This window comes from Micromonospora sp. WMMC415, from assembly GCF_009707425.1.
GTDB lineage: Bacteria > Actinomycetota > Actinomycetes > Mycobacteriales > Micromonosporaceae > Micromonospora.
The window spans coordinates 2420210-2433670 of the sequence record NZ_CP046104.1; the positions used below are offsets into that span (position 1 = coordinate 2420210).

A 13461-nucleotide genomic window follows, 5' to 3' on the forward strand; every position below is an offset into this window, starting at 1 on the left:
CCCGGGACGGATGACAACCTTTGGGAGCGCTTCCATAGATGTGTGTGATCGGCTAGGGTAAGTGTGTTCCTTCGGGTGCGGGAGCCGTCTCCCCGAGCGCGCCGGAGCCGGGGCAGCTCCGGTCGGAGCACAACATCCGCCCCCGGACGCGCGTCAACCCGCCCGCCGGGGCGTCCCCCTCCCGGGAAGGAACCGCAGCATGCGCAAGGGTCTCGCCGGCGCGGTCGTGGCCACCCTGGCCGCCGCCGTGGCCGTGGTGGCGGTGCCGTTCACCGCCGCCGGAGCGCCACCCTCCGAGGCGTACGCCTGGAAGAACGTCCGGATCGACGGGGGCGGCTTCGTCCCCGGCATCGTCTTCAACCCCACCGAGAAGGACCTGATCTACGCCCGGACCGACATCGGCGGGCTGTACCGCTGGGAACAGGCCACCGGGTCCTGGACGCCGCTGCTGGACTGGGTCGGCGCCGACCGGTGGGGCTGGAACGGTGTGGTCAGCGTCGCGACCGACCCGGTGCAGACCAACCGGGTGTACGCGGCCGTCGGCATGTACACCAACAGCTGGGACCCGAACAACGGCGCGATCCTGCGCTCCACCGACAAGGGCGCCACCTGGCAGGCGTTCGAGCTGCCGTTCAAGAACGGCGGCAACATGCCCGGCCGGGGCATGGGGGAGCGGCTGGCCGTCGACCCCAACCGGAACAGCGTCGTCTACTACGCCGCCGAGGGCGGGAACGGGCTGTGGCGCAGCACCGACCACGGCGCGACCTGGGCGAAGGTGACCAGCTTCCCCAACGCCGGCAACTACGTCGCCGACCCGAACGACACCAGCGGCTACCAGAGCCAGAACCAGGGTCTGACCTGGGTCGCCTTCGACCGGGCCACGGGCACGTCGGGGGCTGCCACGCGGACCGTCTACGTCGGTGTGGCGGACAAGGAGAACCCGGTCTACCGCAGCACGGACGGCGGCACGACCTGGGAGCGGATCCCCGGCCAACCGACCGGGTACCTCGCCCACAAGGGCGTGGTGGACCACACCGGCGGCCACCTCTACATCGCGACCAGCGACACCGGCGGCCCGTACGACGGCGGTAAGGGTGACGTCTGGAAGTTCACCCGGTCCACCGGCGTCTGGACCCGGATCAGCCCGGTCCCCTCGACCAGCGCCGACGACTACTTCGGCTACAGCGGCCTCACCATCGACCGGAAGAACCCGAACACGCTGCTGGTCGCGACCCAGATCTCCTGGTGGCCGGACGCGGTCTTCTGGCGCAGCACCGACGGGGGCGCCACCTGGAGCCGGATCTGGGACTGGAGCAGTTACCCCAACCGGGCCAGGAAGTACACGATGGACATCAGCTCGGTGCCGTGGCTGACCTTCGGGGCGAACCCGTCGCCACCGGAGGAGGCGCCGAAGCTGGGCTGGATGAACGAGTCGGTGGAGATCGACCCGCACGACTCCGACCGGTTCCTGTACGGCACCGGCGCCACCATCTACGGCAGCACCGACCTCACCAAGTGGGACACCGGCGGCACCTTCACCATCCGGCCGATGGTCAAGGGGCTGGAGGAGACCGCCGTGCTCGACCTGGTCAGCCCGCCCTCCGGCGCACCGCTGGTCAGCGCGTTGGGCGACATCGGCGGCTTCCGGCACACCAACCTCGACGTGGTGCCGTCGACGATGTTCACCCAGCCGGTCTTCACCAGCACCACCAGCCTGGACTACGCGGAGGCCAACCCCTCGGTCATGGTCCGGGCGGGCAACTTCACCGACGCCGACCGCCCGAACGACAGCCACGTCGCCTTCTCCACCGACGGCGGGGCGAACTGGTTCCAGGGCGGCGAGCCGGGCGGCGTCAACAACGGCGGCACGGTCGCCGCGGCGGCCGACGGCAGCCGGTTCGTCTGGGCGCCGGGGGACGCCGGCCAGCAGGTCGTCCACACGGTCGGCTTCGGCGCCTCCTGGACGCCGTCCACGGGCGTGCCGGTGAACGCGACCGTCGAGTCCGACCGGGTGAACCCGAACAGGTTCTACGCCGTCAAGGACGGCCGGCTGTACACGAGCACCAACGGCGGGGCCAGCTTCACCGCGTCGGCGGCGAGCGGACTCCCGACGGGCAACGTCAAGCTCAAGGCCGTACCCGGCCGGGAGGGCGAGCTGTGGCTGGCCGGTGCGGGCGGCCTGTGGCGCTCCACCGACTCGGGCGCCAGCTTCACCAGGCTGGCCGGTGTGTCCACCTCGATCAACGTCGGCTTCGGCCGGGCGGCGCCGGGCCGTACCCACCCGGCCGTCTTCCTGATCGGCACGGTGGACGGGCAGCACGGCGTCTTCCGGTCCGACGACACCGGCGCGAGCTGGGTACGGATCAACGACGACAGGCACCAGTACGGCAACGCGGGCGAGGCGCTCACCGGTGACCCCCGGGTCCACGGCCGCGTGTACCTCGGCACCAACGGCCGCGGCATCCTGGTCGCCGACCGGCTCGGCGGCACCCCGACGCCGACGCCGACCAGCCCCACCCCGACGCCGACGGGCCCGACCCCGACGCCGACCGGCCCCACCCCGACGCCGACCGGCCCGAGCCCGAGCCCGACGCCGACGACGCCTCCGCCGGGCGGGTGCTCCGCCACGTACCGGATCACCGGCTCCTGGTCCGGCGGCTTCCAGGGCGAGGTGGTGGTCCGCAACGCGGGCACGTCGGCGATCGCCTGCTGGACCGTCGGGTGGACCTTCCCGAACGGTCAACGGATCACCCAGCTCTGGGGCGGCAACCACACCCAGTCCGGAGCGACGGTCTCGGTCCGGGACGCCGGCTGGAACGGAAACCTGGGCCCGGGCGCCACCAGCACCGTGGGCTTCCTGGCGAGCTGGACGACGACGAACAACCCCCCGTCGTCACCGACCTGCACCGCCCGCTGACCGCCGTCGATCCGGCGCCTCCCGGCGAGGGGCAGCGCGGGCCCCGGACGACGGCGTCGTCCGGGGCCCGTCCGGTGCGTTCTGCTCAGCCGTCCAGGTTAGCGGGGGAACTGGGCCGGTCCACGTCGACGAACTCGATGTCGTCGACCGACCGGTCCGAGCGGCTGCCCACCGCGCGCGCCGCGGTGCCGGCGGCCCAGCCGATCGCCGCACCGACCAGGGCGGCGCTGATCAGCAGGGTCCACGGCAGCGCCGGCCGCCGGCCGGCGAGGGCGTCGAAGGCCAGGGTGGCCCGACGCCGGGCCTCCTCGGCCGCCGTGCCGACCAGGTCGCTGGCGTCGTCGGCCAGGTCGGTGCCGCCCCGGCGGGCGGAACGGGCGGTGTCACGGACGCTGTCCCCCGCGGAGCTGACCGCCGAGACCAGGTGCTGCCACGCCTGATCCGCGATCCGCTCCGGCCTGCCACGGCGGTCCAGCAGCTTTGTTCCGAACATGTCTACCTCCTCGGGGTGCCGAAGCCGGCGGCCACTTCGGACTCGGCGTCTCTCCGGCGTGTCACGGTCCTCCTGGTCCGGCATTGCCCCGGGACGGGATGCCGCAAACCGGGGGTCAGCGCAGGGTGACCACCGCCGCCGTCACACCGCGCGCGAAGTCGTCGTCGTCGTCATCGTCGTCGTCCCCGCCGCCGCCGAAGCCGCAGGCCAGCATGAGGGCGAGCAGCGCGCCGACCCCGGCCAGCGCGGCAAGTCTCCGGATCATCGATCGTCCTCTCCGTCGCGGTACCGTCCTGCCCGCCGATGCTAGGCACACGAAACAACCCGGCCGAGTCGTCCACGCGCAACTTCCCGGAAGTAGTGGCATCACCGGCCCTCGGAGGGGACAGCGTCCCGGATGTTGTCCGGATCTTGGCGGGCGACACGCGGCCCTCTGACGCCCGGCGGGCGCCGTCGCAGGGTGGCGGACCGCAGGTCACGGGTGGTGGGCGCCGGGTGGCGGGCACGCCCGGGAGGTCGGGTTGCGGCCGGAGTGGCCGAAGCCCGCTACCCTGGTTCGGCGGCCGTCAGCGACGGTTGATTGTTGGGAAACAGAAGGTGAAATGTCCGGATATAGGCGGCTTGGTGCCCCGGACCACAAGAATTGCTCATCCCGAGGGGTGGCGACCGAGGGCGTCGGAGGAATACTCTCGGTCGCGGCCCGCGTACTGATGAGGCGCCCGTCGGACGGGCGAGTGGAGGTGCTCGCGTGAGCCTGTCGATCGTGAAGTCGGTGCAGTCCGGGGGTGTCGTCGAGATCGCGCCGCGCGGCGAGATCGACGTCGACACCGCGTACGAGGTGCGCGAGGCGATCGCCGAGGTGCTGGCCAAGGGGCGTCCCGCCCGCATCGAGCTGAACATGCGGCTGGTGACCTTCATCGACTCGGTCGGTATCAGCGCGATGGTCGCCGGCTTCCAGACCGCCGAGGTGAGCGGCGTCAAGCTCGTGGTCACCGAGCCGAGCCGGTTCGTGCACCGGCAGCTCTGGGTGACCGGCCTGCTCGGGCTCTTCGGCGCCCCCGAGCCCTACTACGCGGGCACCCCGGCCCCGGAGGTCCTCCCCGGCGCCTGAGCGAGTGTCCGTCCGGGCCGAGCCCGCCGCGCGGAAGCGAGGGCCGTTCAGGCCGGGCCGAGCCCGCCGCGGAAGCGAGGATCGAGCCCGCTGCGGAAGCGAGGGCCGAGCCCGGTGAGGAAACGAGGGCCGGTCAGTCCGGGTCGAGCCCGGTGAGGTCGATGTCGTGCACCTCGGTGACCGCCCGGACCGCCGTCACCGACGCGTACCCCTCGGCGAGCAGCGCCACGTCGGTGCCGGTCTGCGCCGCCTCGCCCGGCTCCTCCAGCGCCGTCCGTACGAAGCCGTGCCCCGCTTCGGCCACCGTCATCTGCACCTGACCGAAACTGGCCAGCCGGCCCCGGCGTACGCCCCGCAGCCGGGCGAGCGGCACGTCCGGGGCGTTCACGTTGAGTACGCTCTCCACCGGCCCGGCCGTCAGCCGGGGCAGCAGGTCCAGGGCCACGTGCGCGGCCGTCGACCAGTGCCGCTCGGCGTCCCGGACCCGGGCGGCCGCCGCCACCGCCGCGCCGCCGCTGACGGCGGTGGCCTCGCCGGCGGAGAGCACGTCCAGGGACACGGCCATCGCCCGGCAGCCGTTGGCGGCGGCGGTGAACGCGGCACCCACCGTGCCGGAGTGCAGCACGGCGCGGCCGGCGTTGGCGCCCCGGTTCACGCCGGAGAGCACGACCGACGGCGGCGGCCCGAACGCCCCGTGCACCGCGATCAGCGCGATGAAGCCGGGCGAGCCACCCACCCCGTACGCCGGCACCCCGTCCAGCCCGGGCAGCGGATGCACATCGACCACCACGTGACCGTCCCGCTCCACGGCGGTCATCGCCGCGCTCGTGCCGCTCGCCTCCTCGCGGGGCGCGGCGACCACGACGTCCAGGCCCCGGTCGACCGCGGCCCGGGCCAGTGCCGCGATGCCGGGTGCGGCGATCCCGTCGTCGTTGGTGATGAGCACCCGCACGGTCATCGCTCGGCCGCCCGGTCCGCCAGCTCGTCCGGGGTCGTACGCTCCTGCTGGCGGCTGCCCGCCGGCACCAGCCGGACCCGCTCCACCAGCCCCCGGATCGAGTCGAGCCGGCCGGTGCCGAGCCCGTGCCGGGTCACGTTCAGCGCCCCCGCCGCGGCCCCGGTGCGGACCGCCGTCCGGATGTCGCCACCCCGGGCCACCACGGCGGCCACCCCGGCGGTCATCGAGTCGCCCGCCCCGCGCGGGTCGGCGGCCTGGAGGCGGGGCATCTCCACCTCGAACACCTCGCCGTCGACCAGGGCGAGTGCCGGCTCGGCGGCGCGGCTCACCACCACGTTCTCCGCGCCGCCCGCGTGCAGGTCGTACATCGCCCGCGCGAGCTGGTCCTCGTCGTCGCCGGCGGCCCGGCCGTCGGCGATCAGCTCCTCGTGGCTCACCTTGAGGAAGAAGACGCCGCTGTCCAGCACGGCGGCCAGGTGCTCGCCGGCCAGGTCGACGACCACCTTGCCGCCGTTGGCCCGCAGGTCGGCCGCGAAGCGCCGGTAGAGCTCGGCTGGGACGAGGTGCGGTTGGTGAGGTCCGCTCAGGACGCTGACCGGCGCGCGCAGCCCCTCGCCGAGGGCCAGGTTGTACAGCTCGTCCAGCTCGTGCCGGCCGAGCGCCTCACCCGGTACGTCCACGACCTCCCGGCGGGCGCCCTCGCGGCGGTCGTGCACGTACCCGCCGTTCCCGCCGGAGTCGCGGACCACCGTCTTGAGGTCGACCCCCTCGCTGACCAGCAGCGGCTCCAGCACCTGGCCGACCTCACCGCCGAGCGCCGTGCAGAGCACCACGTCGACCCCGAGCGAAATGATCATGCGCGCCTGCCAGACACCCTGGCCACCCGGGTGCAGGTGCAGCTCGGGGGCCTCGCTCGGTTGGTCGACCGTGACCGTGAGCCGCGGCGTCGGCGCGAAGACCATCACGTGCTCGTTCACCGGCATCGCCTCCCACCCGGGTCGTCGTCCACCACGGACCGTCGTACCCCATCAGCCGACCGTAGTCGGGCGGGTGGGTGAATTCCGGGTGTCCCCAAGGTGTCGGGTCGGACGTTGCCAGCACCCGTGCGGGTGGGCGACGATCTGGCGAGGCGACGACGGTGGGGAGACGGCGTGCTCAGGCGAGGATCCTTCAGCTACACCGTCCAGGCTCGCTGTTCACCGGCGGTCGCCGCCGAGGTGCTCGCCGACCCGGTCCGGCAGGTGGACCTGCACCCGTTGATCGTGCGGGTCCGGCGGCTCCGGCCGCGTTCCGGCGCCCACGCCAGCTACGCGATCACCGACCGGCTCGCGGTCGGGCCGGTGCGCCTGCCGGTCACCTACCGGGCCGACGTGCTGGTCGCCACCGCCGACGAGGTGGTGACCGTCGCCCGGCAGTGGCCGGCGACGACCGTCCGTAACCGCACCCGGCTGGAGGCCGAGCCGGACGGTGTCCGCATCGACGTGGAGATCACCCTCGCCGCGCCGGCGCCACTGTTCGGGTACGCCTTCGCGCAGGCCCGGTCGGCCCACCTCGGCCTCGCCAGCCGGCTCGGGGCGATGCTGGACGCCGGTCCGCCGGCCGCCTGAACGACGGCGGCCCGGGCCCTCCGTTGTCGGGAGGGCACCGGGCCGAGCGGCGTCAGTACACGGACAGGTGCACGTGGTTGGTGTGGTCGCTGGACGGGTCGCCGCCCGCCCCGCTGTACGACCTCCACCCGCTGCTGGGCAGCCAGATCTGCCGGTACCAGATCACGTAGAGCACGGCGAGTCGGTCGGCGTTCTTGACGAAGAACGCCGACAGGTTGTTGCCGTACGTCCGGTCGCCGCCGGTGGCGTCGCCGCCGAAGCCGTTCTGCTGGGCGGCGAAGTCGCAGGCCCGGCCCTTCGGGTGCTCACCCGACCCGCCGGAGCGGTAGCAGGAGACGTAGCGGGTGAACCCGGCCGCCTTGGCCTGGTTGAGCGCGTGGAGCGTGCGCGGGGTGATGCAGCCGTTCGCGGGCGTCGGGTCGTTGACGCTGCACGACTCCGACGGCCAGGAGCCGTCCGAGTTACGCGGGGCGGGTGCGGCCGTCCGGGACGCGCTCCGGCTGGCGGCGGGTGCCTCGGCCCGGGAGTTCGCGACGGTCAGCGCCTTCTCGGCCTGCTGCTTGCGCTTGGCCATCACCGCCTGCTGCTTGCGCTGCTCGGTGATCTCCACCTCCACCGCGAGCTTGGCCTTGCTGACCTGCTCACGGGTCTCCAGCAGCTCGCGCAGGGCCTGGTCCTCGTTGGCGGCCACCGCGTCGAGCGCGGCGGCCCGGTCCATGAAGCCCTCCGGCGAGGTGCTGTTGAGCAGCGCCGACGCGGTGCCGAGCCGCCCCGTGCGGTAGGCGAGGCCGGCGATCTGGCCGACCCGGGAGGTCCGCTCGGTGAGCTGGGTCTCGGTGGTCTTGAGCTGCTCGGCGAGCTGCTGCTGGCGCTTGACCGAGGTGTCCAGGGCCCGCTTCGCGTCCAGGAAGCCCTTGCTGGCCGCCTCGAGCTGGGCGCGCAGGGCGGGGGTGCCGCCTTCCGGGTCGCCGGGTGCGGCGGCCTGGCGGGCCGGGGGAGCGGCCGCCGCGGGGGCGACCGGCGTGGCGGCGAGACCGAGGGTGAGCGCCGCGCTGAGCAGGGCCGCCACGCGGGCGGCGCGTCGTCGTACGGGTGCCACTTCTGGCATCTGTCCACATGTCCTTCCGTCAGCCGCCGACCGGGTTAGCTGACGGGTTCGGGACGGAAGATCCCTACCGCTCGACGCGGATGCACCCCCGGTACCTGGTTCCCCGGCTCGCCCTGCGGGCGATTAGGCGGCGGCCACCGCCGGCACCGGTGCGTGCCGCCTGGCGGAGGCCGGAACAGAGCCTACCGGGACGGTTGGGGCAGGTGCAGCGGATGTGACTGACGGTGTCCGTGTGGTCACCGCCTAATCCGACATCAATGGACAATAGCCGCTCAGATCACGGATGTGTCCGTTACCACTCAACCGCCCCGCAGCTCCCAGGGGCCGCACCGGGCTCGATCTGCAACGTCGCGTGCTCGATGCGGAACTCGTCCCGCAGGGCCGTCCGCGCGGCGGCGAGGACCGTGCCGACCTCGGCACCGGGTGCCAGGGTGAGGTGCGCGGACGCCACCTCCATCCCGGAGGTGAGGGTCCAGACGTGCAGGTCGTGCACCTCGGTGACGCCCGGGACGGCGACCAGCCGGTCGTGCACGGCGGTGACCTGGAGGTGCTCCGGGGCGGCCTGGACGAGGATGCGCAGCGCCGCCCGCCCGAGCCGCCAGGTGCGCGGCAGGATGAACGCGCCGATGGCGACCGCGACCAGCGGGTCGGCCCACCACCAGTCGGTGGCGGCGATCAGCAGGGCGGCGCCGATGACGCCGAGCGAACCGAGCAGGTCGCCCAGCACCTCGAGGTAGGCGCCCTCCACGTTGATGCTCTCCCGGGCGCCGGACCGCAGCAGGGCGAAGGCGCCCACGTTGGCGAGCAGGCCGAGGACGGCCACCGCGAGCATCGGACCGGTCTGCACCTCCGGCGGGTCGCCGAAGCGCCGGACGGCTTCGACCAGCACGAAGATCGCGACACCGGAGAGCAGCACGGCGTTGGCGAGCGCGGCCAGCACCTCCAGCCGGTAGAGGCCGAAGGTGCGCTGCGGGTCGCCGGTGGTCCGGCGCGTGGCGGTGAGCGCGGCCAGGGCCATGCCGATGCCGAGCACGTCCGTGAACATGTGTCCGGCGTCGCTGAGCAGGGCCAGCGAGCCGGTGCGGAACGCGGCCACGGCCTCCACCACCATCAGGGTGGCGAGCAGGGCGAAGGCCGCCCAGAGGCGTCCGCGGTGCCGTTGCGCCGCGTTTGCGACCGACCCGTGGTGGTGGTCATGACCTGCGCCCACGCGGACACCTTCCGTCACCCGTCCGGACCCGCGTCCAATCTATGCTCACATCGCTATGTATGCAACTGAGATCGGCCACCCGATCCTCAGCCGGTCGGGTCGACCGTCGTGAGCCGCTGCGTGGCCCGGGACAGCGCCACGTACAGGGTCCGTACGCCCGACGCCGCGTCGGCCCGGATCTCGCTCGGAGCGACCAGCACCACCCCGTCGTACTCCATGCCCTTCGCCTCCAGGCTCGTCACCACCTGCAGGCGCGGCGCGCCCAGCCCGCCCAGCCACCCGGCGACCTCGTCGCGGCGCGGCACCGGCGTGATCACCCCGACCGTCCCCGCGACCTCGGCGAGCAGCGCACTGGCCGCCTCCACCACCGACGTCTCCAGCTCGGCCGGCGGCACGACCAGCTCCACCGGGTCGACGCCGGTCGACCGTACGGCGGTGGGCAGCGGCAGGTCGGGGTCGAGCCGCCGGATCTCCGCCGCCGCCACGGCGAAGATCTCGGCCGAGTTGCGGTAGTTGGTGGTGAGCGTGAAGTGCTGCCGGCGGCGGCGGCCGAGGGCCTGGTCGCGGGCCCGCACCAGCTCGTCCGGGTCGCCGGTCCACGCCGTCTGCGCCGGGTCGCCCACCACCGTCCACGACGCGAGTCGCCCGCGCCGACCGATCATGCGCCACTGCATCGGCGAGACGTCCTGCGACTCGTCAACCACGACGTGGGCGTACTCGCGGTAGTCCTCCGGGCGCTGGCGGGCCGCCTCCCGGGCGGCGCGCTGCCGCTCCGTGAACGTGCTCAGCTCGCGTACCCCGCCCGCCAGCTGGAACGGGTCCCGCTTCGGCCGGGCCGGCTTCATCGGCTTGCCGAGCAGGGCGTCCAGCTCGTCCAGCAGCGCGACGTCGGCGATGGTCAGCCCCTGGTGGTCCAACGTCCGGTACGCGTCGGTGAGCAGCCGGATCTCCCGGCCGGAGAGCACCCCGCCCGCGTACCGGCGCAGCCGGTCCGGGCGGGCCAGCCACCCGAGCACGTGGCGCGGATGCAGGCGGGGCCACCACGCCTTGAGGAACTCGCGGAACTCCGGCCGCTCGGCGATCTCGTCCTCGAACGCGCGCTGCTCCGGCAGGCGCGGGACGCCCAGCCGCCGGGCCTGCGCCCAGAGCGCGGCGAAGACGCCGTCGAAGCCGGCCCGGCGGACCTCGTTACGCCGCGCGCCGCGCGGCAACGCCCGGTCCCGGATCGCGTCCAGCTCGCGTCGGTCGATCCGCAGCAGCTCACCCCGGTAGAGCAGGCGCAGCTCGCCGGGACCGCCCGGCACCGCGTCACGTGCGGCCCGCTCCAGCACCCGCCGCATCCGCAGTGAGCCCTTCACCGCCGCCACCTCCGGCGGGTCGGTGCGGGTCGCGCGCATCCCGGGGAAGAGCGCGCCGAGCGAGGCCAGCGTGGCGGTGTCCTCGCCCAGCGAGGGCAGCACCGAGGCGATGTACTCGACGAAGACCGCCGACGGCCCGACCACCAGGATGCCGCCGCCGGCGTACCGGCTGCGGTCGGCGTAGAGCAGGTACGCCGCCCGGTGCAGGGCGACCGCCGTCTTGCCGGTCCCCGGACCGCCGGAGACGATCGTGACCCCCGAACCGGGGGAGCGGATCGCCTCGTCCTGCTCCCGCTGGATGGTGGCGACGATGTCCCGCATGCCGCGCCCGGTCGCCTTGGACAGCGTGGCCAGCAGGGCGCCGTCACCCACCACCGTCATGTCCGGCGGGGCGGCACCCGGGTCGAGCAGGTCGTCCTCGATGCGGGTGACCCGCTCCCCGCTCGACTGGATCATGCGGCGCCGGACGACGTCCAGCGGCTGCGCCGGGGTGGCGCGGTAGAAGGCGGCGGCGGCCGGGGCGCGCCAGTCCACCACCAGGGTGGCGGCGTTCTCGTCGCGGATGCCGAGCCGGCCGACGTGCAGCACCTGCCGGTCGCGCAGGTCGAGCCGGCCGAACACCAGCCCCTCGTGCTCGGCGTCGAACAGGTGCCGACGCTGCGCCGCGTGGAACACCATCGCGTCCCGTTCCACCAGGGCGCCGAAGTTGCCGACCCGGGCCAGCCGGTAGCCCTCCTTCTCCGCGCGGATCGCCGACCGGCGCAGTTCGGCCAGGCGTGCGTACACCCGGTCGAGGTGCCGCTGCTCGACGGCGATCTCCTGTTCCAGCGCGGTCTGGTCGGTCAACGCTCGCTCCTCCTGACGTCGACGGCGAGGGCGGCGCGGTACGCGCGGCCGTACGCCGGCCAACCGCACGAGGGTACGGCCCCGGCGCCACCGGCGGCGCCGGAGGTGCGCGAACGCGCTAGGCGGCCACCGCCGACGGTCCGGCGTCGGCGGCGGCGGAGCGCACGAGCACCCGGCGCAGCACCCCGGCCAGGGCGCCGTTCACCTCGTCGGGGCGCTCCATCATCAGCATGTGCCCCGCACCCGGGCAGACGGTCAGCTCGGTCGCCGGCAGCGCGGCCGCGATCGACTCGGCACACGGCGGCGGGGTCAGCCGGTCCCGGTCCCCGACCAGCGCGGCGGCCGGCAGATGGGCCAGCTCGGCCAGGGTCTCCAGCCGGTGCTGCGCCCCGATCGAGGCCCGGAAGCCGCCGATGGAGCGTAGCGACGCGCGGGCCACCGCGGAGGTGACCAGACGGATGTCGGTCGGGTCGCAGCGGTCACCGAAGAGCATCCAGCGGATGCTGGGCCGCAGCGCGCGCAGCAGCGCCCGGGGCGGACGCCAGGACCCGCACCGGGCCAGGACGCCGGCACCGGTGGTCTCGGCGAGCCGGATCAACCGGGCGATACGGGGTGAGAGGCCGTAGACGGTGTGCGTGTGCCCCTCGGCGGTGGTGGAGACGAAGAGCAGCCCGGCGACGCGGGCGGCGAAGTGCGCGGGGTGGCGGTGCGCGTACTCCATGATCGTCATACCGCCCATCGAGTGGCCGGTCAGCACGACCGGCCCGGCCGGGACCACCGCGTCCAGCACCGCGGCGAGGTCGTCGCCGAGCTGGGCCAGGGTGGCGGTCGGCAGCGGCATGCAGCTGGAACGGCCGTGCCCGCGGGCGTCGTAGGTCACCACGCGCACCGCACCGGCGAAGCGTTCCCGCAGGTCGGCGAGTTGCCGGTGCCAGGCGCGCCCGTCCAGCGTCCAGCCGTGCAGCAGCACCGCCGTCACCTCGGCGTCGGCCGGACCGTCGATCTCCACGTGCAGGCGGACGTCGTCGGGCAGTCGTACCTCCCGTACCTCCGGCATCGCCACCTCCCCCGGGCCGCACCAGTCCGTCACACCGGGGATACCCGGTGGTAACACCGGCTACCCGTCATGACATCACGCCAACCGCGCCCGAAAGAAGATTCGGAACCCGGCCCGCGAACCCCGGCGTACCGGTCAGGCTGACCGGCATGGCAGCAGCGCCGCACCACCCGGGTCGCCGCGCCGGGGGTACGCCCCGCGCCGCGCTGGCCGAGCTGCTCGCCGGCAACCGGCGGTTCGTGAGCGGCCAGCCGATCCACGGCCACGACGTCACCGCCGCGGCCGCGGCCGCCTCCGGTGACCAGCAGCCGTACGCCGTCGTGCTCGGCTGCATCGACTCGCGGGTGCCGCTGGAGGCGATCTTCGACCAGACCTTCGGCTCGATCTGTGTGATCCGGACCGGCGGGCACGTGCTGGACCGGGCCGTGCTCGGCTCGATCGAGTTCGTGGTCGGGCAGCTCGGCGTACCGCTGGTCATGGTGCTCGGCCACGAACGGTGCGGCGCGGTCGCGGCGGCGGTGGAGGCGCTGCGCGCCGGTGAGCGGCCCGGCGGCTCGCTCGCGCACCTGGTCGACCAGATCGCGCCCGCGGTCACCGAGGTCGGTGTGTCCGACCCGCGGGTGGGCCCGCTCGCGATCCGGCGGCACGTGCAGCGGACGGTGGCCGCGCTGCGCGCCGACGACCTGCTCGCCGCGCCGGTCAGCGCCGGGCACGTGGCCGTGGTCGGCGCCCTGTACGACCTCGCGACCGGCGAGGTCACCCCGCTGACGGAGTAAGGAAGGGCCCCTTCTTGACG

12 protein-coding genes and 1 riboswitch are annotated in these 13461 nt (G+C 73.9%); of the genes, 4 read left to right on the forward strand and 8 right to left on the reverse strand.

All coding sequences use genetic code 11. From position 1 onward, the window contains the following. Positions 1-199: 199 nt before the first annotated feature. The gene (locus GKC29_RS11765; protein WP_155330854.1) at positions 200-2917 is read left to right on the forward strand and encodes a cellulose binding domain-containing protein; all 2718 of its coding nucleotides are present in this window, start codon (positions 200-202) and stop codon (positions 2915-2917) included. Between the two features lie 85 nt (positions 2918-3002). Here the strand turns inward: GKC29_RS11765 and GKC29_RS11770 are convergent, their stop codons facing one another. Together GKC29_RS11770 and GKC29_RS11775 are read right to left on the reverse strand one after the other, a co-directional pair. Then, complete coding sequence (locus tag GKC29_RS11770) at positions 3003-3410, reverse strand: hypothetical protein (protein WP_155330855.1); 408 nt, start codon at positions 3408-3410, stop codon at positions 3003-3005. 115 nt (positions 3411-3525) lie between these two features. Beyond that, positions 3526-3675, reverse strand: a complete 150-nt coding sequence (locus GKC29_RS11775; protein WP_155330856.1) for a hypothetical protein — start codon at positions 3673-3675, stop codon at positions 3526-3528. A 483-nt stretch (positions 3676-4158) separates the two neighbouring features. Between GKC29_RS11775 and GKC29_RS11780 the strand changes: the two genes are divergently transcribed. Continuing rightward, the gene (locus tag GKC29_RS11780; protein WP_155330857.1) at positions 4159-4521 is read left to right on the forward strand and encodes an STAS domain-containing protein; all 363 of its coding nucleotides are present in this window, start codon (positions 4159-4161) and stop codon (positions 4519-4521) included. Positions 4522-4654: 133 nt separating this feature from the next. Here GKC29_RS11780 and surE read toward each other — a convergent pair whose 3' ends face one another. Together surE and GKC29_RS11790 are read right to left on the reverse strand one after the other, a co-directional pair. Next, a complete protein-coding gene (gene surE, locus GKC29_RS11785) occupies positions 4655-5479 on the reverse strand; it encodes a 5'/3'-nucleotidase SurE (protein WP_155330858.1) in 825 nt (274 codons plus the stop codon). Further along, complete coding sequence (locus GKC29_RS11790) at positions 5476-6462, reverse strand: 1-phosphofructokinase family hexose kinase (protein WP_230689001.1); 987 nt, start codon at positions 6460-6462, stop codon at positions 5476-5478. Before GKC29_RS11790 ends, surE begins: the two co-directional genes overlap by 4 nt. A gap of 168 nt (positions 6463-6630) precedes the next feature. On the opposite strand from GKC29_RS11790, the gene GKC29_RS11795 reads away from it, so the two are divergent. Continuing rightward, on the forward strand, positions 6631-7086 hold the full coding sequence (locus GKC29_RS11795; protein WP_155330859.1) for an SRPBCC family protein: 456 nt from the start codon (positions 6631-6633) through the stop codon (positions 7084-7086). A gap of 52 nt (positions 7087-7138) precedes the next feature. Here the strand turns inward: GKC29_RS11795 and GKC29_RS11800 are convergent, their stop codons facing one another. The 4 genes from GKC29_RS11800 to GKC29_RS11815 form a co-directional block, all read right to left on the reverse strand. After that, a complete protein-coding gene (locus tag GKC29_RS11800; RefSeq protein ID WP_196255909.1) occupies positions 7139-8185 on the reverse strand; it encodes a hypothetical protein in 1047 nt (348 codons plus the stop codon). Between the two features lie 17 nt (positions 8186-8202). Next, a riboswitch (cyclic di-AMP (ydaO/yuaA leader) is annotated at positions 8203-8334 on the reverse strand. Between the two features lie 152 nt (positions 8335-8486). Next, on the reverse strand, positions 8487-9404 hold the full coding sequence (locus GKC29_RS11805) for a cation diffusion facilitator family transporter (protein WP_155330861.1): 918 nt from the start codon (positions 9402-9404) through the stop codon (positions 8487-8489). A gap of 86 nt (positions 9405-9490) precedes the next feature. Further along, entirely contained in the window at positions 9491-11608 is a 2118-nt protein-coding gene (locus GKC29_RS11810) for an AAA family ATPase (RefSeq protein ID WP_155330862.1), read from the reverse strand. Positions 11609-11726: 118 nt separating this feature from the next. Next, positions 11727-12665: an alpha/beta fold hydrolase gene (locus tag GKC29_RS11815; protein WP_155330863.1), complete on the reverse strand. Its 939-nt coding sequence runs from the start codon at positions 12663-12665 to the stop codon at positions 11727-11729. Between the two features lie 149 nt (positions 12666-12814). Here GKC29_RS11815 and GKC29_RS11820 point away from each other — a divergent pair, with 149 nt between their 5' ends. Continuing rightward, entirely contained in the window at positions 12815-13441 is a 627-nt protein-coding gene (locus GKC29_RS11820; protein WP_155330864.1) for a carbonic anhydrase, read from the forward strand. Positions 13442-13461: the final 20 nt, after the last annotated feature.